Source organism: Phreatobacter aquaticus (assembly GCF_005160265.1).
GTDB lineage: Bacteria > Pseudomonadota > Alphaproteobacteria > Rhizobiales > Phreatobacteraceae > Phreatobacter > Phreatobacter aquaticus.
Genome location: NZ_CP039865.1, coordinates 1695046 through 1719479, shown reverse-complemented (window position 1 = coordinate 1719479; position 24434 = coordinate 1695046). Strand labels below are relative to the sequence as shown.

The 24434-nt window shown below is 67.1% G+C and carries 26 protein-coding genes and 1 other RNA gene; 15 read left to right on the top strand and 12 right to left on the bottom strand.

Features of this window, described 5'->3' with window-relative positions; genetic code table 11:
• Positions 1-45: 45 nt before the first annotated feature.
• The 6 genes from E8L99_RS08005 to E8L99_RS07980 all read right to left on the bottom strand — a co-directional run bounded on the left by E8L99_RS08005 (position 46) and on the right by E8L99_RS07980 (position 4684).
• Positions 46-366 carry an HPr family phosphocarrier protein gene (locus E8L99_RS08005; protein ID WP_137099044.1) on the bottom strand — a complete coding sequence of 107 codons (321 nt, stop codon included), beginning with the start codon at positions 364-366 and terminating at the stop codon, positions 46-48.
• Between the two features lie 79 nt (positions 367-445).
• Positions 446-847: a PTS sugar transporter subunit IIA gene (locus E8L99_RS08000; RefSeq protein WP_137099043.1), complete on the bottom strand. Its 402-nt coding sequence runs from the start codon at positions 845-847 to the stop codon at positions 446-448.
• Between the two features lie 127 nt (positions 848-974).
• Positions 975-1415 carry an HPr kinase/phosphorylase gene (locus tag E8L99_RS07995; protein WP_137099042.1) on the bottom strand — a complete coding sequence of 147 codons (441 nt, stop codon included), beginning with the start codon at positions 1413-1415 and terminating at the stop codon, positions 975-977.
• A 2-nt stretch (positions 1416-1417) separates the two neighbouring features.
• The gene (locus tag E8L99_RS07990) at positions 1418-3205 is read right to left on the bottom strand and encodes a sensor histidine kinase (RefSeq protein ID WP_137099041.1); all 1788 of its coding nucleotides are present in this window, start codon (positions 3203-3205) and stop codon (positions 1418-1420) included.
• Between the two features lie 31 nt (positions 3206-3236).
• Positions 3237-3932, bottom strand: a complete 696-nt coding sequence (locus tag E8L99_RS07985; protein WP_137099040.1) for a response regulator transcription factor — start codon at positions 3930-3932, stop codon at positions 3237-3239.
• A 206-nt stretch (positions 3933-4138) separates the two neighbouring features.
• Entirely contained in the window at positions 4139-4684 is a 546-nt protein-coding gene (locus tag E8L99_RS07980) for a c-type cytochrome (RefSeq protein ID WP_137099039.1), read from the bottom strand.
• A gap of 175 nt (positions 4685-4859) precedes the next feature.
• On the opposite strand from E8L99_RS07980, the gene E8L99_RS07975 reads away from it, so the two are divergent.
• The 3 genes from E8L99_RS07975 to E8L99_RS07965 are packed head-to-tail and all read left to right on the top strand — an operon-like array spanning position 4860 to position 7436.
• Positions 4860-5594: a 3-deoxy-manno-octulosonate cytidylyltransferase gene (locus E8L99_RS07975; protein WP_137099038.1), complete on the top strand. Its 735-nt coding sequence runs from the start codon at positions 4860-4862 to the stop codon at positions 5592-5594.
• A gap of 20 nt (positions 5595-5614) precedes the next feature.
• Positions 5615-6478, top strand: a complete 864-nt coding sequence (locus tag E8L99_RS07970; protein ID WP_210421800.1) for a prephenate dehydratase — start codon at positions 5615-5617, stop codon at positions 6476-6478.
• A 43-nt stretch (positions 6479-6521) separates the two neighbouring features.
• Complete coding sequence (locus E8L99_RS07965; protein WP_137099037.1) at positions 6522-7436, top strand: LysR family transcriptional regulator; 915 nt, start codon at positions 6522-6524, stop codon at positions 7434-7436.
• Here E8L99_RS07965 and nudC read toward each other — a convergent pair whose 3' ends face one another.
• Complete coding sequence (gene nudC / locus E8L99_RS07960) at positions 7437-8423, bottom strand: NAD(+) diphosphatase (protein ID WP_137099036.1); 987 nt, start codon at positions 8421-8423, stop codon at positions 7437-7439.
• Positions 8424-8510: 87 nt separating this feature from the next.
• Positions 8511-8930: an HIT family protein gene (locus E8L99_RS07955; protein WP_137099035.1), complete on the bottom strand. Its 420-nt coding sequence runs from the start codon at positions 8928-8930 to the stop codon at positions 8511-8513.
• 153 nt (positions 8931-9083) lie between these two features.
• Here E8L99_RS07955 and ffs point away from each other — a divergent pair.
• From ffs to recR, 4 genes are all read left to right on the top strand, one after another.
• Positions 9084-9179: signal recognition particle sRNA small type (gene ffs, locus E8L99_RS07950), an RNA gene on the top strand.
• Positions 9180-9242: 63 nt separating this feature from the next.
• On the top strand, positions 9243-11099 hold the full coding sequence (locus E8L99_RS07945) for a DNA polymerase III subunit gamma/tau (RefSeq protein WP_137099034.1): 1857 nt from the start codon (positions 9243-9245) through the stop codon (positions 11097-11099).
• Positions 11100-11114: 15 nt separating this feature from the next.
• The gene (locus E8L99_RS07940; protein WP_137099033.1) at positions 11115-11438 is read left to right on the top strand and encodes a YbaB/EbfC family nucleoid-associated protein; all 324 of its coding nucleotides are present in this window, start codon (positions 11115-11117) and stop codon (positions 11436-11438) included.
• Positions 11439-11448: 10 nt separating this feature from the next.
• Complete coding sequence (gene recR, locus E8L99_RS07935) at positions 11449-12054, top strand: recombination mediator RecR (protein ID WP_137099032.1); 606 nt, start codon at positions 11449-11451, stop codon at positions 12052-12054.
• A gap of 40 nt (positions 12055-12094) precedes the next feature.
• Here the strand turns inward: recR and E8L99_RS07930 are convergent, their stop codons facing one another.
• Positions 12095-13549, bottom strand: a complete 1455-nt coding sequence (locus tag E8L99_RS07930) for a mannitol dehydrogenase family protein (protein ID WP_137099031.1) — start codon at positions 13547-13549, stop codon at positions 12095-12097.
• An 11-nt stretch (positions 13550-13560) separates the two neighbouring features.
• Positions 13561-15000, bottom strand: coding sequence for a glucuronate isomerase (gene uxaC / locus E8L99_RS07925; RefSeq protein WP_252511295.1), 1440 nt, complete (start codon positions 14998-15000; stop codon positions 13561-13563).
• Between the two features lie 171 nt (positions 15001-15171).
• Between uxaC and E8L99_RS07920 the strand changes: the two genes are divergently transcribed.
• The 6 genes from E8L99_RS07920 (at position 15172) to E8L99_RS07895 (ending at position 20901) form a co-directional block, all read left to right on the top strand.
• The gene (locus tag E8L99_RS07920; protein WP_137099030.1) at positions 15172-16002 is read left to right on the top strand and encodes a universal stress protein; all 831 of its coding nucleotides are present in this window, start codon (positions 15172-15174) and stop codon (positions 16000-16002) included.
• Between the two features lie 347 nt (positions 16003-16349).
• Positions 16350-17153, top strand: a complete 804-nt coding sequence (locus tag E8L99_RS07915; RefSeq protein ID WP_137099029.1) for an ABC transporter permease — start codon at positions 16350-16352, stop codon at positions 17151-17153.
• 5 nt (positions 17154-17158) lie between these two features.
• Positions 17159-18220, top strand: coding sequence for an NAD-dependent epimerase/dehydratase family protein (locus E8L99_RS07910; RefSeq protein WP_137099028.1), 1062 nt, complete (start codon positions 17159-17161; stop codon positions 18218-18220).
• Positions 18207-19046: a GNAT family N-acetyltransferase gene (locus E8L99_RS07905; RefSeq protein ID WP_137099027.1), complete on the top strand. Its 840-nt coding sequence runs from the start codon at positions 18207-18209 to the stop codon at positions 19044-19046. Before E8L99_RS07910 ends, E8L99_RS07905 begins: the two co-directional genes overlap by 14 nt.
• Before the next feature lie 17 nt (positions 19047-19063).
• Complete coding sequence (locus E8L99_RS07900; RefSeq protein ID WP_137099026.1) at positions 19064-20125, top strand: dihydrodipicolinate synthase family protein; 1062 nt, start codon at positions 19064-19066, stop codon at positions 20123-20125.
• Positions 20122-20901 (top strand): ABC transporter ATP-binding protein, encoded by a 780-nt coding sequence (locus tag E8L99_RS07895; protein WP_137099025.1) that lies wholly within the window; start codon positions 20122-20124, stop codon positions 20899-20901. Before E8L99_RS07900 ends, E8L99_RS07895 begins: the two co-directional genes overlap by 4 nt.
• 145 nt (positions 20902-21046) lie before the next feature.
• On the opposite strand, the gene E8L99_RS07890 is transcribed toward E8L99_RS07895, so the two are convergent.
• A complete protein-coding gene (locus E8L99_RS07890; RefSeq protein ID WP_252511294.1) occupies positions 21047-21706 on the bottom strand; it encodes a TetR/AcrR family transcriptional regulator in 660 nt (219 codons plus the stop codon).
• Between the two features lie 159 nt (positions 21707-21865).
• Between E8L99_RS07890 and E8L99_RS07885 the strand changes: the two genes are divergently transcribed.
• A complete protein-coding gene (locus E8L99_RS07885) occupies positions 21866-22879 on the top strand; it encodes an ABC transporter substrate-binding protein (RefSeq protein ID WP_137099024.1) in 1014 nt (337 codons plus the stop codon).
• 172 nt (positions 22880-23051) lie between these two features.
• Positions 23052-23372 (top strand): hypothetical protein, encoded by a 321-nt coding sequence (locus E8L99_RS07880; RefSeq protein ID WP_137099023.1) that lies wholly within the window; start codon positions 23052-23054, stop codon positions 23370-23372.
• 79 nt (positions 23373-23451) lie between these two features.
• On the opposite strand, the gene E8L99_RS07875 is transcribed toward E8L99_RS07880, so the two are convergent.
• Positions 23452-24396, bottom strand: coding sequence for a LysR substrate-binding domain-containing protein (locus E8L99_RS07875; RefSeq protein ID WP_137099022.1), 945 nt, complete (start codon positions 24394-24396; stop codon positions 23452-23454).
• Positions 24397-24434 lie beyond the last annotated feature (38 nt).

Below are 24434 nucleotides of genomic sequence, written 5' to 3'. Positions count from 1 at the left end.
TGCCTTGCCGATTGCCGACAAGACGGCAGCGCCGCTGCTTCGTGTTTACTCGCCTTCGCCGAACCGATCCGCCACCAGCGCGCAGACAGCGTCCATGGCTTCGGCCGCCTGTTCGCCCCTGGCACGAACGACGATCGTCGTGCCGATGCCGGCAGCCAGCATCATCAGACCCATGATCGAGGTGCCGTCGACGGTCTCACCGCATCGGGAAACCGTGATGCCGGCGTCAAACCGGTCGACGCAGGCGACGAACTTCGCGGATGCCCGTGCGTGCAGACCGCGCATGTTGAGAATGGGAATTTCGCGAACAAGCTCGCCTTCGGCTGCGGGTTCTGTCGGGGCGCAGTCGGTTTCCTCGTCGGTCATTGCCGTCTTCCCTCCCCGTGCCCGCCGGCTTGTTGCCGCGTCATTGCACCCTGCACCGCCCGAAAACGCCTCACCGGCCTCAATGGCCGGCCAGCACCCTGCTGGCTATGTTGATATATTTGCGCCCGGCCTCCTGGGCCTGCAGCACCGCCTCCTGCAATGGTTTCTCACCGCGCACGGTTGCGAGCTTGACGAGCATCGGCAGGTTGATCCCCGCCACGACCTCGACGGCCCGGCCATTCATCACAGATATGGCGAGATTGGACGGCGTGCCGCCGAACATGTCGGTCAGCACCGCGACGCCATCGCCGAGATCGACCTTTTCGACGGCCGCGATGATGTCGCGCCGGCGTTGGTCCATATCGTCGCTCGGGCCGATGGCCACGGTCTCGACCTGCCGTTGCGGGCCGACCACGTGTTCCATAGCCGCCCGAAACTCGATGGCGAGTTGGCCATGGGTTACAATTACGAGACCGATCATCCGGTACTCCGCGCGCCAGGAACAGCGCGCAAAATCAACAAGGAGGCGGATATGATCATTATGTGACCCAGAAGCGCAAGGCCCCCCGCGTCGCGAAGTTCGGAAACTTGGTGCGGCGCAGCAACACTCAGCGCGGAAAGCCCGCACCAACCGCCTGGAGGACCAGGGGAAGCGGGTCCTGACCACGGCTAACTGCAACCCTCGGTAGTGCGACCCCGGCAATTTCGGTGGTCCCGGTTGCCGGTTCTGGCATCCGCTGGCCATCTGGAGCATCGAGATCGACCACCCAGCCAACCACTGCCTGCGGCTCGTGAGCCATCTCGACAGGCCCATGACCGCGCATCTCGACAAGGCCGGCGATGGTGGGAGGCGGCCGCGCGATCAGCCGGCCGTGGGCGGCCTCAAGGTGGACCCGGTCATCGGCGACCAGGCGGGCGAAGGGCAAGTCCCCGGCAGCGCCGGCCTTCAGCAGCGCCAGGACCAAACGGGACTTGCCGGAACCGGAGGCCCCACGGATCAGAACGGCCCGCGCGCCGACCAGAACCACGCTTGCATGGACGCTCGCCATCGTCACACCGAGGGAAGACGCACGACGAAGCGGGCGCCGAGCACAGTCGGCTCGCCGTCGGCGTCCAGCGGTCCCAGGCGGTTCTCGGCCCAGATCCGGCCACCATGGGCATCGACCACCTGCTTGGAGATTGACAGGCCCAGGCCGGAGTTCTGGCCATAATCCTGGTGCGGGCGATCGGTGTAGAAGCGCTCGAAGATCCGCTCCAGGGCATCCGGACGGATGCCGGGCCCATTGTCATCGACGATGACCTCGACAGCTCCCTTGAGCTTGCGCGCCGTGACCGAGACCGTGCCGCCTTCGGGCGAGAACGAGCGCGCATTGTCGATCAGGTTGGTGACCACCTGGCTCAGACGGGAATCATGCCCGGGAACGGCGAAGTCGGCAGGCTTGCCGCCCTCGAAGGTGAGTTTCACCTTGGTGCCATTCTTGTTCTTCACCTCGTTGGCGATCGTCACCAGCGTGCTCAACAGCAGGCTCATGTCGACTCGCGCCGATTCCTGCCGCTGCAGTTCGGCGTCCAGGCGGCTCGCATCGGAAATGTCGGTGATCAGACGGTCAAGCCGGCGCACATCGTGCTGGATGACCTCGAGCAGGCGGGTGCGCGAGGCATCGGTCTTGGCGAGCGGCATGGTCTCGACCGCCGAGCGCAGAGAGGTCAGCGGGTTCTTGAGTTCATGGGCGACGTCGGCGGCGAAGCGCTCGATCGCCTCGATGCGCGCATAGAGCGCTTCCGTCATGTCGCGCAGCGATTGCGACAGATGGCCGATCTCGTCGCGCCGCTGGGTGAAGTCCGGGATCTCCTCGCGCGAGCGGTGGCGCCGGCGGACCTTCTCGGCGGCATCGGCCAACTGGCGCACAGGGCCACCGATGGTGCGCGCCATCAGGATCGACAGGACCACCATGACGAAGGCCGCGATCAGGAACACACGCAGCACCTGGAAGCGCTCGGCATCCAGAACCGCATCGATCTCGCCGCCCCGCGTGTTGAGCAGCAGGACGCCGAGAACGCCGCGGAAACGCTGGACCGGGATCGCCACCGAGACGATGACCTCTCCGGCATCATTGACCCGCACCATGCTGGCCTTCTGGCCATTGAGCGCCTGCGCCACCTCGGGATAGGACTTGCCATTGCGGAAGCCGAGATCGCGGTAGATCGGGAAATTGCTGCCGCCCCGCACGAAGCGGCGGACCTCGTTCCACCATTTCACATAGAAGGGCGGTTTCTCGCCGATCGGCGGCAGATCGAGCGCGGTGATGTCGCCGCGACCGTAGAGGTTGCGGCTGTCGAGGATCAGGGTGCCCTCGCGGTCGTAGATCCGGGCCTGGGTCTCTGTTGGGCCGGTCAGCCGGCGCAGGACGGGCGCAACGCGCTCGGGATTGATCGGAAACTCAAGCAGAGCCGCTGGATCGTCGACCGAGGACCCGGTGCCGCCCAGTTGCAGTTCGAACAGCTTGTCGGGGTCGATCGGGATCACCGATCCATCGACCGCCGCCGAAGCAGCGATGGCTCCAGCGATGATCTCGCCCTGGACGAGCAGACTCTGCGCGCGGGATTCGATCAGTCCGGCGCGAAACTGCGACAGCCAGAGGATGCCGGAGACCAATGCGACGAGGCCAACCAGATTGAGGAGGACGATGCGGCGCGTCAGGCTGGAGAATAGGGCATCGACCACCGAGCGCCCGGCTTGCGAGATAGCGGCGCCGACGCGCATCACAAGCGGCGGCCGCGGCTCGTGGCTCACCGCATCGCGATCGTGGAGGGCGCTCTCGGGCGTGCGGTCCAGCATGGTGTGGCGGCGAGGCCCGTGAGGGACCCGCTCACTCCTTGAAGCGATATCCGACGCCGTACAGCGTCTCGATCATCTCGAAATCGTCGTCGGCAACCTTGAACTTCTTGCGCAGCCGCTTGATGTGGCTGTCGATGGTGCGGTCGTCGACATAGACCTGATCGTCGTAGGCGGCGTCCATCAGCGCGTTGCGGCTCTTCACGACGCCGGGACGCTGGGCAAGGGCCTGCAGGATCAGGAACTCGGTGACGGTCAGCGTCACCTGATTGCCGTCCCAGGTGCAGGTGTGGCGCTCGGGATCCATGCGCAGCTTGCCGCGCTCCAGCACCTTGGCATCGGCCTTGGCGTCGGCAACCGGATCCTTGGCGGCGGCACGGCGGAGCACCGCCTTGACGCGCTCGACAAGCAGGCGCTGCGAGAACGGCTTCCGGATGAAATCGTCGGCGCCCATCTTCAGGCCGAACAGTTCGTCGATTTCCTCGTCCTTGGAGGTGAGGAAGATCACGGGCATGTCGGTCTTCTGACGCAGCCGACGCAGCAATTCCATCCCGTCCATGCGCGGCATCTTGATGTCGAGGATGGCGAGATCAGGCGGGGACTGCTTGAAACCGTCGAGCGCGGAGGCGCCGTCATTGTAGGTGACGATGCGATAACCCTCGGCTTCGAGAGCGATGGCGACCGAGGTCAGGATATTCCGGTCGTCGTCGACGAGTGCGATGGTCGGCATTGTTCAACCTTGTGGAACGGATACAGCCCGCTGTTGGAAGCCGCGAAGCGTGGCGGAAATGCGACTCGCTCAAGATAATGCGGTGGCGGGGCAATGGTAAGGGCTAGAATCCGCAAGGAAAGCCGATTTTTCGACCGGCTCGCCCCTCAAATGACAAGGCCGGGCACTGGGCCCGGCCTCCTCGATCAACTGGCCGCGCCAGCCAATTATTTCGGTGCCGGCACCGGGCTGTCCGCCTGTTCGCGCAGATAGGCGATGAGGTCGGCGCGCTGCTGCTCGGAGCGGATGCCGGCAAACGACATGGTCGTGCCCGGCAAGGCGCCGCGCGGATTGGTGATGAAGGCGTAGATCTGTTCCAGCGTCCAGGGCTCGGAGGCCTTGGCCTTCATGGCTGCCGAATAGTTGAAGCCGGTCGATCCGCCGTGGTTGCGCCCAACGACGCCCCAGAGGTTCGGGCCTGCGCCATTGGCGCCGCCCTTGTTGATGGTGTGGCAGGTGGCGCACTGGCGGAACACCGCCGGGCCATTGGCTGCATTGGCCGAGGCGAAGACTTCCGTCATCGACTTCTGCGGTTCGGCCGCAGCGGGAGCCGCCTGCTGGCCGCCGGCGCCGGCGACAGCGACCGAATAGCCGGGCTTTGCCGGCGCCTTCGGCTTGAAGACGACCTCATTGGCGAGGATCTGGCCGCCCAGCGTGCTGGCTGCGACGAGCAGCACGGCCATTGCGATCTTGTTCACTTCGAAAGAGTCCATCGGGACCTGCTCCAGGCGATCGGCAGCGCAGAAGACGGCATACCCGCAAGGGCTGGGTGGCCGACCGATTTCGCGCGGACACTATCCAATTTGCGCTGTCGGAGGCAACCCGTATATGCACGCTTCTCGCATGCTACTTTCTGCCGCTCTCGAACCGGCTGCGCAAGACCACAAAATGTCCCGTTCCGTCATCCTCATTCCGGCCCGCATGAGCGCTTCGCGCCTTCCGGGCAAGCCACTGGCGGATATTGCCGGCGAGCCGATGATCGTCCACGTCATGCGGCGCGCCATGGAATCCGGCATCGGTGAGCCGGTTGTGGCGACCGATTCGGAGGCGATTGCCGCAGCCGTGACCCAGGCCGGCGGGCGCGCGGTGATGACCCGCGCCGACCACCCGTCCGGCTCAGACCGCATCCACGAGGCGCTCGGCGCGATGGATCCGCACGGCCATGTCGAGCGCGTCATCAACGTCCAGGGCGACCTGCCGACCATCGATCCCAAGGTGATCCGCGCCGCCGCCGACCTGCTCGACGATCCCGCCGTCGATATCGGCACACTGACAGCCGTCATCACGCGGCTCGACGAGATCAACAATCCGAATGTCGTGAAGGTGGTGGGAACCCCGGTCGCCGACCGGCGGCTGAGGGCGCTCTACTTCACCCGGACGACGGCCCCCTCCGGCGAGGGGCCGCTCTATCACCATATCGGCCTCTACGCCTATCGACGCGCGGCACTCGACCGCTTCGTGGCGCTGCCGCCCGGCACGCTGGAACAACGCGAACGGCTGGAACAGCTGCGGGCGCTGGAGGACGGCATGCGGATCGACGTCGCCGTGGTCGACGCGGTGCCGCTCGGCGTCGACACGCCGGCCGATCTCGAGCGCGCGCGCTCACTTCTCTCCCAACGATAAGAACCGGAGTTCAAGCGTCCATGATCCTCGCTCCCAAGCGGGTCTCCTTCCAGGGAGAGCTCAGCGCCTTCTCGCACCAGGCTTCCAAGGCCGTGTTCCCGGACGCCGACGTCCTGCCCTGCCCGAGCTTCGAGGATGCCTTTGCCGCCATCCTGAATGGCGAGGCCGATCTCGGCATGATCCCGATCGAGAACTCGATCGCCGGCCGCGTGGGCGATGTGCACCATCTGCTGCCGACGGCGGGCCTCAACATCATCGGCGAGTTCTTCCTGCCGATCCGCTTCCAGCTGATGGCGATCAAGGGCGCGTCGCTTGGCACGATCAAGACGGCGCGCAGCCACATCATGGGTCTCGGCCAGTGCCGCCAGATGATCCGCAAGCTCGGACTGAAGCCGATCGTCGCCGCCGACACGGCGGGTTCGGCGCGTGAGGTCGCCGAGATGGGCGATCCGACGCAGGCCGCCATCGCGCCGAGGCTTGCAGCGGAGGTCTATGGCCTCGACATCCTGGCCGAGGACATCGAGGACGCCGCCAACAACACGACCCGCTTCGTCATCCTGTCGCGCCAGAAGATCTGGGCGGCGCCGGGCCAGGACTGCCTGACCAGCTTCGTCTTCCAGGTGCGCAACGTACCCGCCGCGCTCTACAAGGCGATGGGCGGCTTTGCCACCAATGGCGTCAACATGACCAAGCTCGAGAGCCACATGATCGATGGCCGCTTCGTCGCGACGCGCTTCTATGCCGAGATCGAGGGCCATCCGGACGATCGCTCGGTGAAGCTGGCGCTGGAGGAGCTCGCCTTCTTCGCCAAGGAGCTGACCATTCTCGGCGTCTACAAGCAGCATCCCTGGCGCAACGAGGTCGAGAAGAGCGTGGCTGAATAGGCTGGGCTGCCGTTTCCCACGCGAATCACGGCAGTCTGGCGCGATGAGCCAGGAGCCGCCGGGAAAGCCCCTCGATATCGATGCCCTCCGGCTGGCGGTGGCGCTGGCCGATTGCGGCGAACTCGCCAGCGCCGGTGCCGCCATCGGCATCGGACGGCGTACCGTCGCCGCCCGGATCGCCCAGCTCGAGCGGCGCGTTGGCGCGATCATCTTCGACCATTCCGGCAAGGCCGTGCGACTGACCGCTGCCGGCGATGCCTTCGTTGCCGAGGCGCGGCTCGCCCTGGTCGCGATCGAGCGCGCCGAGCAGTTGGCCCGCAACGTGGCGGGACGGCCAGACCGTATCACGATCGGCTCCACGCCGGACGCGCTCTACTCGCCCATGCGGCACCTGCTGGAAGATCCCATCCTTGAGGAGGCCGGCCTGGCCGTCACCCTCGCTGTGATGGGGATCGAGGAGCAGATCGTGGCGCTCACCGAGGGCCGCATCACCGCGGGGCTGATCAATGGCCCGTTCCCGGCGACGCCACGGCTGGAGCATCGCCTGATCGCGAGCTCGAAATGGTCGGCTGTGGTGCCGGATTCCGAGGCACGCCTGCGCAAGACGGCAAGCCTCGCCAATCTCGCCCGCAAGCCGCTGGTGATGATCGCCCGCGGGCGATCGAGCCTGGTCGTCGATGGTGTGGTCGCGGCAATCCGGGCAACGGGCGCCGAGCCCTATCTGGCGCAGGAGGCGCCCGACTGGCCGGCGGCGATCAGCATGGTGGCGCTCGGTCTCGGATCAGCGCTGGTGCCCTCCGACATCGCGAAGAGCGTGGCCATACCCGGCGCGACCGTTCTGCCGCTGGTGGAAGCCGGCGACCTGCCGCCCTGGCCGACGACGCTGATCTGGCTGCCTCAGCCGCCGGGATCGCGCGGCGCCGAGGCCATACGGATCATCAAGGCGCGGTTCGGGTGATCAGCTCGCCTCTGCCTTGATCTGCAGGCCGCCTTCGACGAAGGCGCGGATGAGATGATGGGCGATCGCCACCGGCGGCGGGCAGGTAAAACGCTCGGGATGCTGGCGCGTCAGCATCAGCCAGCACTCCTCGCGGGTGAACCAGCGGGCATCCTCCAGCTCCTCGGTGTCGATCTCGATCTCCTGCGAGGTCGCCTCGGCGTGGCAGCCGATCATCAGCGAGGCAGGGAACGGCCAGGGCTGGTCGCAGAGATAGCCGACCCGGCCAACCGAAATGCCGCTCTCCTCCATGATCTCGCGGCGGACCGCACCGGCGATCGTCTCGCCAGGCTCCAGGAATCCGGCGAGCGCCGAATACATGCCCGGCGGGAAGCGGCGCTGACGGCCCATCAGGCACTTGTCGCCATGGACCGGCAGCATGATCACGACGGGATCGGTGCGTGGGAAATGCTGGGCATTGCAATGCGGGCAGTCGCGGCGCCAGCCGGCCTGCGACAAGGTCGAAGGCTTGCCGCACTTCGAGCAGAAGCGGTGGCTGGAATGCCAGTGCATCAGCGCCTTGCCCTCGGCCATGGGGCCGAGATGATGCGCTTCGACCAACCCCATCACCGCCACCGAGCGCATGTCGGTGACGAGCAGGTTCGGATCGTCGGTCTTAACCTCGGGAAGGCGGTAGGCATTGGGATCGGGCTTGGCGAATTCCGGAACCAGCCGGACGAAGCGCGGCGCGCCGTTGGCGAGCCCCAGGAACGCCGTCTCCGTGCCGGGCCCGAAGCGCTCGGCCTCGGCTGCCGAGAACAGCGGATCGCCCATGTCGCCGTTGCGGGTGAGCACCGGCGTCTCGCCGGCAAAGAGATAGAAGCGGGCGCGCGGATCGGCGAGCGTTGCGGCGAACCAATCGGCATCGCCGCGCTTGGCGCTCATCCGGTCGAGATCATTGTCGATATAGCCGAGGCGGGCGGGGGGAAGCGGCGGAAAGTCGGACATGGGGTGAGGTCTGCTCGGGTCGGCCCGCAGGCGATATCGCGGAAGAGGGCTGTGACGGTGGCACGGCCTGCGTGGCTGAGCAACGCGTCAGACGGCGGAGAGCCGTGCGATCAGCGCTGCCACCAGACTGTCGCGCGAGGCCTCGGCATAGGCGCTGGGCGGCACCTTGCCCCAGACCGGTCCCGGCCAGGCCGGGTCGCCCTGGAACCGCGCGATGACATGGACATGCAGCTGCGGCACCATGTTGCCCAGCGCTGCGACATTCAGCTTGTCGCAACCGGTCATGTCGCGGATCATACCTGAGACCAAGGCGATCTCGTTCATCAGGGTCGCCCGGTCGGCGGCTGACAGGTCGATGATCTCGATGGCGCCGGGCCGCCGCGGGATCAGGAGCAGCCAGGGATAGGTCGCATCGTTCATCAGCCGGACCTGGCAGAGGGCCAGGTCGGCGACCGGGACCGAATCGGCGGCGAGGCGGGCGTCGAGGTCCGGGAAGGATGCGGTCATCGAAAGCTCCGGATCTCGGCGAGGCCGGGCGGCACGCCGGCCCGCCATGGATCGCGCGTCTCGGCGCCGCGTTCAAGCTCGCCGCTCGGGATAGGCTCGCCGTTGCGCCAAAGGCGCTTGAGTTTCCCCGCGCCTGCCGCCATATAGGCAGCGGGAGGTTGGCGGTGGACGAGACTCTCGCCAACCCGGTCAGGTCCGGAAGGAAGCAGCCGTAACGAGCCCGTTTCGGGTCGCGTGTCAGCCTCCCACTTTCGCCGCGCAGAGCCATTGCAGGCCGGCCCGGCCTCGAGCCCTGAGCGAGCGCCTTAGACCATGGACCAACCGCCCGAGAACGAACCCGGGTTCGATCTCGGAGTGGTCGAGCCGCAGGCCCCGCAGGCGGCCTATCGCGTGCTCGCGCGCAAGTACCGGCCCCAGAACTTCGATGATCTGATCGGCCAGGAGGCCATGGTCCGCACGCTGTCGAACGCCTTCGACACCGGCCGGATCGCGCAGGCCTACATGTTCACCGGCGTCCGCGGCGTCGGCAAGACGACCACGGCCCGCATCCTCGCCCGCGCGCTGAACTACGAGATATCAGGCGAGATCGACCGCCCCTCCATCCATCTCGACCGGCTCGGCACCCATTGCCAGGCGATCATGGAGGGCCGCCATGTCGATGTGATGGAGATCGACGCGGCGTCGCATACCGGTATAGACGATGTCCGCCAGATCACCGATGGCGCGCGCTATGCGCCGGTCTCGGCCCGCTACAAGGTCTATATCGTCGACGAAGTCCACATGCTCTCCGAGAAGGCGTGGAACGCCTTCCTGAAGACGCTGGAAGAGCCGCCGGCCCATGTGAAGTTCATGTTTGCCACCACCGAGATCCGCAAGGTTCCGGTGACGGTGCTGTCGCGCTGCCAGCGCTTCGATCTGCGCCGCGTCGATGCCGATGTGCTGACCCGCCACCTTCAGGGCATCTGCGACCAGGAGAAGGTCGCAGTCGACGGCGAGGCCCTCGGCCTGATCGCGCGGGCCGGCGAAGGCTCGGTGCGCGACAGCCTGTCGATCCTCGACCAGGCCATTGCCCATGGCGCCGGCCACGTCACCTCGGACGAGGTGCGCCGCATGCTCGGCCTTGCCGATCGGGGCCGGGTGATCGACCTGTTCGAGCATCTGATGAAGGGCGACATCGCCGCCGCCATGGCTGAGCTGAAGAGCCAGTATGACGACGGCGCCGATCCCGAGATCGTGCTGACCGAGCTTGCCGAGTTCGTCCATTTCGTCACCCGCGTGAAGGTGGTACCGGCAGCGGCCGACGACCTCTCGCTGAGCGAGACCGAGAGGAAGCGCGGCCGCTCCTTCGCCGAGACCCTGTCGCACCGCGTGCTGTCGCGCGCCTGGCAGATGCTGATGAAGGGGATCGAGGAGGTCGGCCGCTCGCCGAAACCCTTCGCGTCCGCCGACATGGTGCTGGTGCGCATCGCCTATGCCGCCGACCTGCCGACGCCCGACGAGGCCCTGCGCATGCTGGCCGAGGGCATGGGCGCGAGCGGCGCGGCCGCGCCGCGCCTGCCGGCCGGTGGCGGCAATGGCGGGGGAGCATCGGGCACTTCGAGCGGTGGGGCCAGCGCCGCGCGGCTGCAATCGGTGCCGCAGGCAAGCCCCAACCCCGTCACCATGGCGGCACGCCCGGCCGCCGCTCCGCAGGTCCAGCCTGGCATCGCTCTCGGCTCGCTGACCGAGATCGTGGCGCTGGCGGCCGAGAAGCGGGACATCCTGTTGAAGAACGCGCTCGAGCGCGACGTGCGGCTGGTGCGCTGCGAGGACGGGCGGCTCGACATCGCGCTGACCGGCAGCGCCGCTCCGACGCTTGCCGGCGAGATCCAGAAGAAGCTGTCCGACTGGACCGGTCGGCGCTGGATGGTCAGCATCTCCCGCGAGGAAGGCGAGCAGACCATTCGCGAGCGCCAGCTTGCCGAACAGGCCGACCGCGAGCGCGGCGTGCGCGCCCATCCGGCGGTGCAGGCCATCATGGCGCGGTTTCCCGGCGCCGAGATCATCGCGGTCCGCCCGATGGGCGATGCCGGCGGTCCGCCCGCCGCGGTCGCCGCGCCGGTCGAGCGCGACGACGACGAGGATACCGACAGCTGGGAGCCGGTTGCTCCCTGGGACGACGACTTCTAGACCGGAGATGCTGCCATGAAGGACATTATGGGCCTGATGAAGCAGGCGCAGGCCATGCAGGCGAAGCTGCAGGAAGCGCAGGCCGACATGGAGCGCACCGAGGTCGAAGGCACGTCAGGCGGCGGCCTCGTGTCGGTGCGGCTGACGGCCAAGGGCGACCTCAAGGGCATCTCGATCGACCCGTCACTGCTCAAGGTCGACGAGCGCGAGATCGTCGAGGACCTGATCGTCGCCGCCCATGCGGAGGCTCGCAAGCGCGCCGAGGTGGTGATGGCCGAGAAGATGAAGGGCGTCACCGGCGGCATTCCGCTGCCACCCGGCATGAAGCTGCCGTTCTAAGACCGGGTCCATGCAGAAGCGCGTTGCCGGACCTGAGATCGAGCGGCTGATCCAGCTGCTCGCCAAGCTGCCGGGGCTCGGGCCCCGGTCGGCCAGGCGCGCGGCGCTGCATCTGGTCAAGAAGCGCGAGAGCCTGATGCAGCCGCTGACCGCGGCGCTGGAAGAGGCGCTCGACAAGATCGTCATCTGCACGACCTGCGGCAATGTCGACACGTCCGATCCCTGCACGATCTGCTCGGATCCGCGCCGCGACGGCCATGTGATCATCGTGGTGGAGGATGTCTCCGACCTCTGGGCGATGGAGCGGGCCAGCGCCATCAACGCCAAGTACCATGTGCTGGGCGGCACGCTGTCGCCGCTGGACGGCGTGGGTCCGAGCGACCTCAACATCGCGACCCTGGTCGACCGGGTGCGCAATGGCGGGGTGCGCGAGGTGATCCTGGCGGTCAACGCCACGGTGGATGGCCAGACCACCGCCCACTACATCACAGACCTGCTCGCCGGCACCGAGGTCAGGGTGACGCGGCTCGCCCATGGCGTGCCGGTCGGTGGCGAACTCGACTATCTCGACGAGGGTACGATCACCGCCGCGATCCGCTCGCGGACCACGTTCTGAGGCGGAGCTTTCGTGGAACAGGAGCGAGAGCTCACTCCGGCTAGCCGATCACCATTTCCGCAGTGCGCTCAGCACCTTGGGTCATGAGACCCGCCAGATGCCGGGCGACTTCCGCCGAAAAACGCGGATCGGCGGGAAGGTCTGCGCCGAAGATCGCCTCGACGCCGAGCAGCGCCTTTGCAAGCTTCGCCGGATCCCCGCCGGCACCGGCGGCCAGAGCCTTCAGACGGTCGGCCATGGGATCGCGCAGATCGATCGGCCGGCCGGCCTCGTCGGGTCCCGCAACATAGCGCATCCAGGCCGCGATGCCCAGTGCGGCGACCCCGACAGGAAGCCCGCGCACCAGCCGATCGCGGGAGATGGCAACGAGGCGCGGCGGCAGCTTCTGCGATCCATCCATGGCGATCTGCCAGGTGCGGTGGCGCAATGCCGGATTGGCGAAACGGTTGAGCAGGCTCGCCTTGTAGGCATCGAGATCGAAGCCCGGCAGCGGCTTGAGGGTGACGGTCGCCTCTTCCATGAGCCGGCTCACGACCTTGCGCAGCACATCCCGGCCGACGGCATCCGCGATGGTCTCGCGGCCCGAGAGATAACCGAGATAGGCGAGCGTCGAATGCGAGCCGTTGAGCAGGCGGAGCTTCATCAGCTCGAAGGGGGCGACATCCTTGACCAGTTCGACGCCGCTTGCCGCCAGATCCGGCCGCCCGGTCGGGAAATGGTCCTCCACCACCCATTGCCAGAACGGCTCGGCCATGACCGGCCAGGCATCGATGAGGCCAAGCGCCTGCGAGACCTGGGCACGATCCTCATCGGTGGTCGCCGGCACGATGCGGTCGACCATGGTGGAGGGGCAGGCCAGCTCATCGGCCAGCCATCGGCCGAGATCGGGATCGCGCAAGGTCGCGAAGCGCGTCAGCACCCGCTTCACGGTCGCACCGTTCGAGGGAAGATTGTCGCAGCAGAGCACGGTGAAGGGCTTCAAGCCCGCTTTGCGGCGGCGCGCCAGCGCCTCCACCAGATAGCCCGGCGCCGAGCGCGGCAGGGCCGCCGTCAGATCGTGGCGGACATCGGGATGGTCCTCGTTCAGCGAGCCGGTCGCCGGGTCGTGGCAATAGCCCTTTTCGGTGACGGTCAGCGAGACGATGCGGATGGCGGGATCGGCAAGGCGGGCGAGCAGCGCTTCCGGGTCTTCCGGCGCGACCAGCACATCCGAGATCGAGCCGATGAGGCGGTATTGCGGCGGCGCGGCCGAGCGCACGGCGAGTGTATAGAGCCCGTCCTGTGGGTTCAGGGCGTCACGGGTATCGGGGGAGCGCAGCGACGCGCCGATGATGCCCCAGGAGGTCTCGCCGGCATTGAGCCGGTCGTCGATGACGACGGCCTGGTGGGCCCGGTGGAAGGCACCAATGCCGAGATGGACGATGCCCGGCGTGATGCGCGCACGATCATAGGCCGGCCGGGCAACAGTCGCCGGCAGCGCGGCGAGGGTCTGCATGGACAACCGCTTCACAGCCGGTACGCCTTCTTCGCGAGGTGATAGGCGAGGTCGGCGGCCAGATCCGCTGCCTCGTCCTCGTCGAGCCGATGGTCGGCGACGAGTTCGGCGAGATGGGCGCAGTCGACCCGGCGCGCCACGTCATGGCGAGCAGGGATCGAGGGGAAGGCACGTGTGTCGTCATTGAAGCCGACGGTGTTGTAGAAACCCGCCGTCTCGATCGCCTGCTCCTTGAAGCGCTTCATGCCCTCGACCGAATCGAAGAACCACCAGGGCGGCCCGAGGCGAAGCGCGGGATAATGGCCGGCAAGCGGGGCCAGCTCGCGGGAATAGGCGGTCTCGTCCAGGGTGAACAGGATGACGGTCAGGTTCGGCTCGTTGCCGACGGCGTCGAGCAGCGGCTTCAGGGCCGTCACATAATCGGTGCCGCCTGGAATATCGGCGCCCATGTCGCGGCCGAAGCGTTCGAACACCGCGCGGTTGTGGTTGCGGCGCGAGCCCGGATGGATCTGCAGGACCAGCCCGTCATCGAGGCTCATCTTCGCCATCTCGGTCAGCATCTGGCCACGGAAGAGATCGGCCTCCTCCGCCGTCACCGGGCCTGCGGCGACCTTGGCGAACAGGCGCTCGGCATCGGCCTTCGGGAGATTGGCTGTGCGGGCCGAGGCATGGCCATGGTCACTCGCGGTGGCGCCATAGGTCTTGAAGAACGCGCGGCGCTTGCGGTGCGCCTCCAGATAGCCGGACCATGTCGCGGTATCCTCGCCGGTGATGGCGCCGAGCTTGGCGAGATTGCCGGCAAAACCCTCGAATTCGGGATCGACCACCGCATCGGGGCGATAGGTAGTGACCACCCTGCCCTTCCAGCCCGATGCCTTGAGCATGGCGTGCCAGTTGAGTTCGTCGAGCGCGCCTTCGGTGGTCGCGATGGCTTCGATGCCGAAGGTCTCGAAAAGGGCCCGCGGCCGGTAGGCCGGCTGTGCCAGTGCCCTGGCCACGATGTCGTAGGTGGCATCGGCATTGGCCGCCGACAGGCGCTCCTCGAAGCCGAACAGGCTTGCGAAGGCATGATCCAGCCAGAGCCGCGTGGGGGTGCCGCGGAACAGGTGGTAATGCGCGGCAAAACGCCGCCAGATGGCACGCGGATCGGTCTCGACCGGCGACCCGTCGCGGGTCGGCACACCCAGATCCTCCATGCGCAACCCTTGAGCATAGAGCATGCGGAAGACATAGTGGTCCGGCACGACGAACAGCTTGGCCGGATCAGGAAAAGGCTCGTTTTCGGCATACCAGCGCGGGTCGGTATGGCCGTGGGGCGAGATGATCGGCAGGCCGGCGACGCTGTCATAGAGCCTGCGGGCGATGGCCCGCGTGGTCTCGGCCGCGGGAAACAGCCGGTCAGGATGGCAGAGACGGTTCTCCGCCCTCGGCAGTCGCAGTGGCGTCATCATGTCCCCCCGATCCGGCCGGCGCATCGTCCGCGCGCGCCTTGCCAGCATCCTGTTGGCCGAAACCTACGGTCGCCCGCCAGGAAGTCAACGCACGCGCCGCCGCCAATCAGAAGGTTGCATTTGGCGCCGGCTGGACTAGCCTGACCTCAGATCCGATTGGCGGGGGACGTCATGAAAAGCATCCTTGTCCCAACTTTCCCCGACGGCTCGCAGGAGGCGGTCTATGAATGCGCCATCGGTCTGGCGCGCCGCAATGCAGGGCATGTCGGCGGCATTTCGATCGATACGCCGCTGGGGCTCGTCGCCCTCGATGGCTTCGTGGCGCAGGGCGATCTCGCCTTCGTGCAGCAGCGCGAGGCCGAGATCGAGGCCTCTTCTGCCAAGATCTTCAACCGCGCGATGACCGAGGCTGGCCTGTCGCCGGCCGGCCAGGGCCAACCGAGCTTTGCCTGGATCGAGCGGACGACCGGTCCGCGCCTGACCATTGCCGAACATGCCCGCGTCTATGACGTCACCGTGCTGCCCTTGCCGCGCCGCGACGGCACCGTCGGCTCCTCCATCGTGCTCGACGAATGCCTGTTCGAAAGCGGCCGTCCCGTGCTGGTGGTGCCGCCGGGCCAGGGCGCCAATTTCGGCAAGCATGTGGTGATCGCCTGGAACAACAGTTCGGAGACGGCGCGAACGGTGTCGCACGGCATGGGCCTGCTCAAGGCCGCCGAGAAGATCACGGTGCTGGGCATTGACGATATCGGCGTGCGCGGGCCGCCGGCCGCGGCGCTGACGGAGCATCTGCTGCGCTACGGCCTGCCGGTGACCAATGTGAAGGTGGAGCTCGGCTCGCGCTCGATCGGACAGGCCTTCCAGGAAGAGACCACGCGGGTGGGCGGCGACCTCATGTTCAAGGGCGCCTATACCCAGAGCCGGCTGCGCCAGATGATCTTCGGCGGCGCCACCGCCCATCTGCTCGCCAAGGCGACAGTGCCCATGCTGATGGCGCATTGAGGGTAGAAGGCCAGTCGCTGGTTCTTCGGCCGTGGCGGCTTTTGGCGAGTGCCCCCCTCACCCGGCAACTGCGCTAATGACCTTTCCCCTCCAGGGGGAGAGGTGATGCGCGCCATCGGCCCGTGGCCAGCCAGAATGTGATGCCGATCGACCCGGAACGGGATTGCAGGACACCGAAAGCGCGCTGGAATCCCCTCTCCCCGCCTGCGGAGAGAGGGCGAGCGTGAGGGGCCAATGTCACCGCCTCACGGGCTGCGGATGAGGCATATCCGATATCAACCAATTGGTTGACATCCCGTCGTCGCGCCCATAGCCTCCCCTCATCACAACCTGGTCGACGGGGACCCATGGCCGACGCGCCCAACCAGACCCAACCCAGCGCCGATGGCCCCGCCTGGCGGGCCAATCTCGGCCGCTGGGCGGCCATCGTCGGCGTTCATGTCGCGCTGGTTCTGGCCTGGCAGTTCGGCGTGCGGATGACCTCGCTGCCGGCCTTCGTCCTGCCGGCACCGACCGACATTCTCGCGACGCTCTCCAAGACCAGCTACGCCTGGTGGGACAACACGCTGGTTTCCACCATCGAGATCCTCGGCGGCTATGCGCTGGCGGTGGTCTTTGGTGTGGCCCTGGCGCTGGTCTTCTCCTGGTCGCGCATCCTGACGCTGGCGGTCTTCCCGCTGCTGGTCACCCTCAACATGATCCCCAAGGTGGCGCTTGGGCCGCTGGTCATCGTGTGGTTCAGCTACGGCATCCGCACCAACATGCTGATCACCTTCTCGCTCTGCTTCTTCCCCGTCCTGCTGACGACGCTCAGAGGCCTGCGCGAGGTGGAGCCGGACCTGCTCGATCTCGTGAAATCGCTCAAAGGCTCGCGCTGGAAGATGTTTCGCTACATCCAGCTGCCAGGATCGCTGCCCTATATCTTCTCCGGCATGAAGGTGGCGGCCATCCTGGCGGTGGCCGGTGCCGTCGTCGGCGAGTTCATCGCCTCCGACCGCGGCCTCGCCTACCTGATGATCCAGGTGCAGGCCTCCCTCGACACGCCGGCCATGTTCATGGCCGTGCTGATCCTGACCTTCATCGGCGTCGCGCTCTATCTGGCCGTCCTCGGCCTGGAGCTCCTGTTCGTGCCGCGCGACGCCAGAAAGTGACCGACATGACCGACCTCGACGACGGCACCATCTGGCTCGATCCCGCTGATCTTCCCGAGCGCTTCGAGACGGCGGAGGAAATCGACGCCTTCATGGCGCTACCGACAAAGGCGCTCGCCCACGATCTGGCCAGCCTCGACGGCGACATCATGATCCTCGGCGTCGGCGGCAAGATGGGCCCGACGCTGGCGCGCCTCGCCCGCAATGCCGCGCCGGCTAAACGCATCATCGGCGTGGCCCGCTTCAGCGATCCCGCGCTCCGCGACGAACTCGCGCTCTACGACATCGAGACCATCGCTTGCGACCTCCTGGATCGCGCCGCCGTCGAGGCGCTGCCCAAGGCGGCCAATGTCATCATGATGGCCGGCCGGAAGTTCGGCGCCTCCGGCGACCAGCCGCTGACCTGGGCGATGAACGTCCATGTGCCGACGATCGTCGCGGAAGCCTTCAGGGCCTCGCGGATCGTCACCTTCTCCACCGGCTGCGTCTATCCCTTCGTGTCGACCGCCGGTCAGGGCGCGACCGAGGACATGCCTCTCAATCCGCCGGGCGAATATGCCAATTCCTGCATCGGGCGGGAGCGGATGATGAGCTATTTCTCCGGCGTCCACGGCACGCCCGGTCGGCTGTTCCGCCTCAACTACGCGATCGACCTGCGCTATGGCGTGCTATTCGATGTGGCGAGCGCGGTGCGCGATGGGCTTGAGATCGATGTCTCCATGGGCCATGTCAACGTCATCTGGCAGGGCGATGCCAACGCCCAGGCGCTCAGGGCGTTGGCACACGCGACGGTTCCGGCAAGCCCGCTCAACGTCACCGGCCCGGAGACCATTGCGGTGCGCTGGCTGGCCAAGGCATTCGGCGAGCGGCTCGGCAAGAGCCCCGTCATCACCGGCGAGGAAGCGCCCACCGCCTGGCTCAACAATGCCGCCGAGGCCGCCCGCCTGTTCGGCTATCCCTCCGTGCCGCTTGCCCGCATGATCGACTGGGTCGCCGACTGGGTCGGCCGCAACCAGCCGGGCCTCGGCAAGCCCACCCATTTCGAGGTGCGGGATGGCGCATACTGACGGTTTCGACATCGTCCGGCTCGACGAGACCGCGCTCGACGGTGCGCTCGCGCTGTCGGAGGAAGCCGGCTGGAACCAGGCGGCCGATGACTGGCGCATCTTCTTCCGATCCGGCGTGGTCTATGGCCTGCGTGAGGGCGACGCAATCGTCGCGACCGGCGCGATCCTGCCCTATGCCGGCTTCGGCTGGATCAGCATGGTGCTGACGACCAGGGCCGCGCGCGGCCGCGGCATCGGCACGGCGATCCTGAAACAGGCGACAGCCGATCTCGCCGAGCTCGGCTGCGTGCCGGTGCTGGACGCGACCCCGGCGGGGGAACGGATCTATCGGCCACTTGGGTTTCTGCCCGTCGCGCCGCTCTGGCGCTGGCGGGGCACAAGCCCCGGAAGCGGCGACGTCGCTGCCGGCATCGCGCAGGCCGGCGAATCCGATCGCGACTGGATCATCGCCCGCGATGCCAAGGCCTTCGGTGCGCCGCGCGCCGATCTCGTCGCATCGCTGATCGAGCGCGCCCCCGCGCTGGCTCTCGTCATGCCCGCCGCCAACGGCTTCGTGCTGGCCCGGCCCGGCCGCGCAGCCACCTCCATCGGCCCTGTTGTCGCCGATGACGAGGCGTCAGCCGTCGCCCTGCTTGAAGCCGCGCTCGCCATCATTGACGGCCCGGTCCTGATCGACGTGCCGGAGGGCCGGACGGGGATCGAGGCCCTGCTCACGCGCCACGGTTTCACGAAAGAGCGGCCTTATCTGCGCATGGCCCATGGCCGCGCCGAGCCGTTCGGCTCACCCGACACACTCTTCGCCATTGCCGGGCCGGAACTCGGCTGACATCCAAGGGGACAAGCATGGGACTTCACCGCAGCGCGCTTCCCGCCGAGGTCATGGCCATCCTGAAGGGTGGCGCGGTCATTCCGGCCCATCCGCTGGCGCTGGACGCGAACCGCCAATTCGACCGCCGGCGCCAGCGCGCGCTCACTCGCTATTACGTCGATTCCGGCGCCGGCGGCCTCGCGGTCGGCGTCCATACGACCCAGTTCGAGATCCGCGATGTCGGGCTCTACGAGCCGGTCCTCTCGGCGGCCATGGAAGACGCCAAGGCCTGGACTGCGCGCCCCCTCGTGATGATCGCCGGCGTGTGCGGCAAGACCGAGCAGGCGGTGCGCGAGGCGAAGCTCGCGGTGTCGCTCGGCTATCATGCCGGCCTCTTGAGCCTCGCCGCCATGAAGGGCGCGAGCGAGGACGCGATCATCGCCCATTGTGAGCGCGTGGCCGAGGAAATCCCGCTGGTCGGCTTCTATCTGCAACCGGCGGTCGGCGGCATGGACCTCTCGGCCGGGTTCTGGAAGCGCTTCTGTTCCATCGACAACGTCGTGGCGATCAAGGCCGCGCCGTTCCACCGCTACCGCACGCTCGACGTCGTCCACGGCCTGATCGCGGCGGGCGCCGAGGACCGGATCACGCTCTATACCGGCAATGACGACCATATCGTGCTCGACCTCGTCACGCCCTTCGTCGCGATGCGCGACGGCAAGCCCGTGACGGTGCGCTTCCAGGGCGGGTTGCTCGGCCATTGGTCGGTCTGGACCAAGGGCGCGGTCGATCTGCTCGCCCGGTTGAAACAGGCCGCTGCCGCCCCCGCCGTTCCCGCCGAGATCCTGGCGCTCGATGCCCGCGTCACCGATTGCAACGCCGCCTTCTTCGATGTCGCCAACGCCTTCCATGGCTGCATTGCCGGCTGCCACGAAGTGCTGCGCCGGCAGGGACTGCTCGAGGGCATCTGGTGCCTCAACCCCAAGGAGGGCCTCTCCCCTGGCCAGTCCGAGCTGATCGACCGGGTCTCGGTGGACCATGCCGACCTCGCCGACGACGCCTTCGTCGCGGCCAACCTCGCGCGCTGGCTCGCATGACGACCGCGACCCTTGCCGAACCGCTGATCCGGCTGACCAATGTGGTCAAGACCTATGGCAGCGGCGCGAAGCGCTTCACCGCCGTGTCCGATGTCACGATGGAGGTGGCCGAGGGCGATATGGTCGCGCTTGTCGGCCCCTCCGGCTGCGGCAAGACCACGGTCCTGAAGATCCTCGCCGGCCTGCACGATGCTGATGGCGGCACGGTGTCGATAGGCAATGGCCGCACCGCCTTCGAGCCCGGCCGCGATGTCGGCATGGTGTTCCAGCAGGCGCTGCTGCTGAAATGGCGGACCATTCTGGAAAACGTCCTGCTGCCCGCGGATATTCTTGGCCTCCCGGCGAAAGCCGCGAAGGCGCGCGCCCACGATCTCCTCGCCATGGTCGGCCTCGCCGGCTTCGAGGACAAATACCCCTACGAACTCTCCGGCGGCATGCAGCAGCGCGCGGCCATTGCTCGGGCACTGGTTCATGATCCCAAGCTGATCCTGATGGACGAGCCCTTCGGTGCGCTGGACGCGCTGACTCGCGAGCGGATGAACCTCGAAATGCTCAGGATCTGGCGCGAGAGCGGCAAGACGATCCTGTTCGTCACCCATTCGATCCAGGAGGCGGTGTTCCTCGGCGGCCGCTGCGCCGTGCTGACCGCGGGGCCTGCCCGCATGGCCGATTATTTCACCATCGACCTGCCGGCGGATCGTGGCCTCGACATCAAGACCACCGAGGCCTTCGGCACCTATGTGAAGCGGATCTACGCGCTGCTCGGGCTGGATTGAGCGAAGGTGTTTGGGGCGCCTTGCCCCTCACTCTCGCCCTTTCCCCGCAGGCGGGGAGAGGGAATGTCTGCGCTGCAAGGCAGACACGACGCGACTGGTCATGCCTTGCGATCGGGCGGATGGGAGACGCCGGAGCCATCGGGCGTCACGCCCTGAGCGCCCCCAATGCGAAATCGATGACGTGCTTGCGCCGAGCCGCCAGGGCCTTCGCCGTATCCAGCTTGCGGCCGAAGATCGCCGACAGCGTGCGGCCGTTCGACATGTAGAAATAGGACAGGCCGGCGATCGAGATATAGACATTCACCGCGTCGAGATCAGTGCGGAACAGGCCTTCGCGCCCGCCCTTTTCCAGGGTCTCGCCGATCAGCTGGATCAGCGGCGAATGCATTTCCTGCAGCCGTTCCGAGCGTTGGACATGGCGCGCGCCCTGGCGGTTCTCATCGGTCAGCAGGGCCACGAATTCCGGATGGTCGACGAGATAGTCGAAGGAGAAACCGACCAGCCGCTCCATCGCCGCGACGGGGGCGAGATCACCAAGCTTCAAGGCCCGCTCGCGCTCGCGGATCTCGGCATAGACCCGCTCGAGGGCTGCCTGGTAGAGGTCGTCCTTGTTGCCGAAATGGTGGTAGACGAGCTGCTTGTTGACGCCGGCCCGTCCCGCAATCTCGTCGACGCGGGCACCGGCCAGGCCCTTTTCCGCGAACTCCGCGACGGCGGCGTCGAGCAGCGCCCGCTGGCTCGCTTCCGGGTCACGCTGGCCCGGCACGCGGACCACTTTCGGCTGTGGTTTGGGCTTCAGGCTCACATCGTCCGTCCCTGCTGGCCGGGCGCCCGAAGGCAGAGCAATGCCGGCGCGATCCGATCACTATCAACCAACTGGTTGTCTAATTCAAGGAACAGTGGTTCACTCGACCCTCCAGCCCGCCAGGTCCTGGCGGCACTCTGACACGCGAAGGGGAACGGCATGTCGAAGCTCCATGAAACGACGCGGCGCGTCTTTGTCGGCGGCCTTGCCGGCGCAACCTTGATGGCTCCGCGCCTCGCACGGGCGGCGGAAAAAGTAAACCTGGTGCTCAACTGGACGCCGACCGCAGACCACGCCCCCTATTACTACGCCAAGGCCCAGGGTTGGTACGAGCAGGCCGGCATCGATCTTTCGATCGAGGCGGGACGCGGCTCGGGCGCCTCGGCGCAGCGCGTGGCGGCCGGTGGCGCCGAGCTCGGCATTGCCGACATGGCCACCGCCCTGCTCGCCCGCTCGCGCGGCTCCAACCTCTCGTCCGTCATGGTCGTCTATGCTAATTCGCCGCAAGGGTTCTACTGGCTGAAGTCGAGCGGCATCACCGGCCCGAAGGACTTCCCCGGCCGCTCGATCGGCAATCCGCCGGGCGACGCCTCGCGCCTGATGTGGCCGGCCTTCGCCCGCAAGGTCGGCATCGATCCGGCCTCCGTGAAGTTCGTGAATGTCAGTCCGCAGGCGAAGATCCAGGCGCTGCGCTCCAAGGCGATCGACATCACGTCCGACTTCTACAACGAGCACGATCTGAAGGTGCGCGAGTTCGGCGCCGATCTAGGCTTTGCCGCCTGGCGGGATCTCGGCATCAACACCTATGGCAATTCGGTCATCGCCAATGGCGATTTTCTCGCCAAGAAGCCGGAGGTCGTTCGGTCCTTCGTGCGGGTGTCGCAGAAGGCCTTCCAAGCCTGTGTGGGCGATATCGGGCCGGGCCTGAAGGCGCTGATGGCCTCGGTCTCGGGGCTCGACGAAGCCAACCAGCGCAACCAGTGGACACGCATCCTCGAACTGATGCGCGATCCCACCACGACATCGGTCGCGCTGGGCGCGCTCAACGCCGACCGGCTCAAGGAGGACTATGAGCTGGTGAAGGCCTATTTCGAGAATGTCGGCGCGGTGGATCTCGCATCCTTCGCCAGCAACAGCTTCCTCGACACCTCGATCAAGATGCCGGCGGCCTGATCGACAACCAGGCGGCATATTCAACGACCGGGCGGCCGATGGGCCGCCCGCTGCTTCCCTGGCAGGAGATCGCGAGCCGGCTCCAAAATTCCTGGGCTCGCGGAACCTCCCCGCGACCTGCCTGTTTCATCGTCAGGTGGGCCAGCTTGTAAGGCCAGCAGGAGGAAGCAGCATGGAACGAAGAATCTTTCTGACCACGATGATGGGTGGTCTGGTGGCGGCGGGCCTTGGTGGCGTGAGTGCCGCGCAGGCGGCTCCCAACGACATGTCGACGGTCGGCGCGGTTCGTGGCGCCTTCGGCGGCGCTGCCGCCGCGACCGAGCCGAGCGAGATGCAGCGCCGCGATTGGCGCGGTCGTCCCGGCTGGCGCGGTGGCCCCGGCTGGCGGGGCGGACCCGGCTGGCGCGGTCGCCGTTGGGGCGGTCCGGGCCCGGTGCGCCGGTGCTGGATCAACCGGTGGGGCCAGCGGGTGTGCCGCGGTCCCGTCTGGTAATATCCTGAGGATCTGACCATGAAGAGGCCCGACCGGTTCATCCGGCCGGGCCTTTTCATGTCGGGATAGTAGGTCCCGCTCAGGCCAGCGATGGCAACGGCCGTCGAGGCGAGCCTTGCGACTGGCCCGCAAGAGCACGGTCAGCCGCCATCTCGTCGGTGATCCAGGCAACGAAGGCCTCGATCTGCGGCCGCGCGCGATCCTCGCGCCGATAGATCAGACGATGCGCCACGGCCGTGATGCCGAGCGGTCCGAAGGGCAGGACCAGTTCGCCCGCTCGCAGCATGTCGGAAGCCTGCAGGTTGGATTCCAGCATCAGGCCGAGGCCGTCGCGCGCCGCCATCAGGGCGAGGAAGGCGCGGTCGAAGGTCATGGCGCGCCGGTTGAGCATGACATGGGGCGCATGGCGCGCCACCCACTGGTCCCATTGCACCACGCAGCGCACCGAATGGATCAGCGGCACGTTGGAGATGTCCTCGACCCGCTCCAGCCGGTGCCGCTCGACAAAGTCGGGGCTCGCCAGCGGCAGGATCGTCTCCTCGCCAAGCGCGATGCCCTCGCAATCCTCCGGCACCGGGCGGGCATACTGGATGTCGATCATGAAGCCCTCGTCGCCGAGCTTGGCCGGTTCGTGGCCGGCGAACAGGGTCAGGTCGATCTCGGGATGGCGGCGGCGGAACGAGGCAAGCCGCGGCACCAGCCAGAGCGTGGCAAGGCTCGGCGCCGAGTGCAGCATCAGCCGCTGGACCCCGCCCTCCGACGAGAAGCGGCTGGTGGCGACCGCGATGCGGGTGAAGCTCTCGCCCAGCGCATTGGCATAGGCGACCGCGTCCTCGCTCGGCTCGACGGTGCGGTTCTTGCGCACGAACAAGGGCTTGCCGAGGATATCCTCAAGCATGCGGATCTGGTGGCTGACCGCCGAGGGCGTGACGTTGAGGCTCTCGGCGGCGCGCGCGAAGCTGCCACTCTCCATCACCGCGGTGAAGGTCTGCAGGCATTTCAGCGGCGGCATACCCCGGATCATTGGCAAATCCTGCTCATCGATTTGGCCAGTTTATTTCG

What these genes read in the sequence shown, in the direction of transcription:
- E8L99_RS08005 (WP_137099044.1), bottom strand. Translation starts at nt 366, where the DNA reads ATGACCGACGAGGAAACCGACTGCGCCCCGACAGAACCCGCAGCCGAA.
- E8L99_RS08000 (WP_137099043.1), bottom strand. Translation starts at nt 847, where the DNA reads ATGATCGGTCTCGTAATTGTAACCCATGGCCAACTCGCCATCGAGTTT.
- E8L99_RS07995 (WP_137099042.1), bottom strand. Translation starts at nt 1,415, where the DNA reads ATGGCGAGCGTCCATGCAAGCGTGGTTCTGGTCGGCGCGCGGGCCGTT.
- E8L99_RS07990 (WP_137099041.1), bottom strand. Translation starts at nt 3,205, where the DNA reads ATGCTGGACCGCACGCCCGAGAGCGCCCTCCACGATCGCGATGCGGTG.
- E8L99_RS07985 (WP_137099040.1), bottom strand. Translation starts at nt 3,932, where the DNA reads ATGCCGACCATCGCACTCGTCGACGACGACCGGAATATCCTGACCTCG.
- E8L99_RS07980 (WP_137099039.1), bottom strand. Translation starts at nt 4,684, where the DNA reads ATGGACTCTTTCGAAGTGAACAAGATCGCAATGGCCGTGCTGCTCGTC.
- E8L99_RS07975 (WP_137099038.1), top strand. Translation starts at nt 4,860, where the DNA reads ATGTCCCGTTCCGTCATCCTCATTCCGGCCCGCATGAGCGCTTCGCGC.
- E8L99_RS07970 (WP_210421800.1), top strand. Translation starts at nt 5,615, where the DNA reads ATGATCCTCGCTCCCAAGCGGGTCTCCTTCCAGGGAGAGCTCAGCGCC.
- E8L99_RS07965 (WP_137099037.1), top strand. Translation starts at nt 6,522, where the DNA reads ATGAGCCAGGAGCCGCCGGGAAAGCCCCTCGATATCGATGCCCTCCGG.
- nudC (WP_137099036.1), bottom strand. Translation starts at nt 8,423, where the DNA reads ATGTCCGACTTTCCGCCGCTTCCCCCCGCCCGCCTCGGCTATATCGAC.
- E8L99_RS07955 (WP_137099035.1), bottom strand. Translation starts at nt 8,930, where the DNA reads ATGACCGCATCCTTCCCGGACCTCGACGCCCGCCTCGCCGCCGATTCG.
- E8L99_RS07945 (WP_137099034.1), top strand. Translation starts at nt 9,243, where the DNA reads ATGGACCAACCGCCCGAGAACGAACCCGGGTTCGATCTCGGAGTGGTC.
- E8L99_RS07940 (WP_137099033.1), top strand. Translation starts at nt 11,115, where the DNA reads ATGAAGGACATTATGGGCCTGATGAAGCAGGCGCAGGCCATGCAGGCG.
- recR (WP_137099032.1), top strand. Translation starts at nt 11,449, where the DNA reads ATGCAGAAGCGCGTTGCCGGACCTGAGATCGAGCGGCTGATCCAGCTG.
- E8L99_RS07930 (WP_137099031.1), bottom strand. Translation starts at nt 13,549, where the DNA reads ATGCAGACCCTCGCCGCGCTGCCGGCGACTGTTGCCCGGCCGGCCTAT.
- uxaC (WP_252511295.1), bottom strand. Translation starts at nt 15,000, where the DNA reads ATGATGACGCCACTGCGACTGCCGAGGGCGGAGAACCGTCTCTGCCAT.
- E8L99_RS07920 (WP_137099030.1), top strand. Translation starts at nt 15,172, where the DNA reads ATGAAAAGCATCCTTGTCCCAACTTTCCCCGACGGCTCGCAGGAGGCG.
- E8L99_RS07915 (WP_137099029.1), top strand. Translation starts at nt 16,350, where the DNA reads ATGGCCGACGCGCCCAACCAGACCCAACCCAGCGCCGATGGCCCCGCC.
- E8L99_RS07910 (WP_137099028.1), top strand. Translation starts at nt 17,159, where the DNA reads ATGACCGACCTCGACGACGGCACCATCTGGCTCGATCCCGCTGATCTT.
- E8L99_RS07905 (WP_137099027.1), top strand. Translation starts at nt 18,207, where the DNA reads ATGGCGCATACTGACGGTTTCGACATCGTCCGGCTCGACGAGACCGCG.
- E8L99_RS07900 (WP_137099026.1), top strand. Translation starts at nt 19,064, where the DNA reads ATGGGACTTCACCGCAGCGCGCTTCCCGCCGAGGTCATGGCCATCCTG.
- E8L99_RS07895 (WP_137099025.1), top strand. Translation starts at nt 20,122, where the DNA reads ATGACGACCGCGACCCTTGCCGAACCGCTGATCCGGCTGACCAATGTG.
- E8L99_RS07885 (WP_137099024.1), top strand. Translation starts at nt 21,866, where the DNA reads ATGTCGAAGCTCCATGAAACGACGCGGCGCGTCTTTGTCGGCGGCCTT.
- E8L99_RS07880 (WP_137099023.1), top strand. Translation starts at nt 23,052, where the DNA reads ATGGAACGAAGAATCTTTCTGACCACGATGATGGGTGGTCTGGTGGCG.
- E8L99_RS07875 (WP_137099022.1), bottom strand. Translation starts at nt 24,396, where the DNA reads ATGATCCGGGGTATGCCGCCGCTGAAATGCCTGCAGACCTTCACCGCG.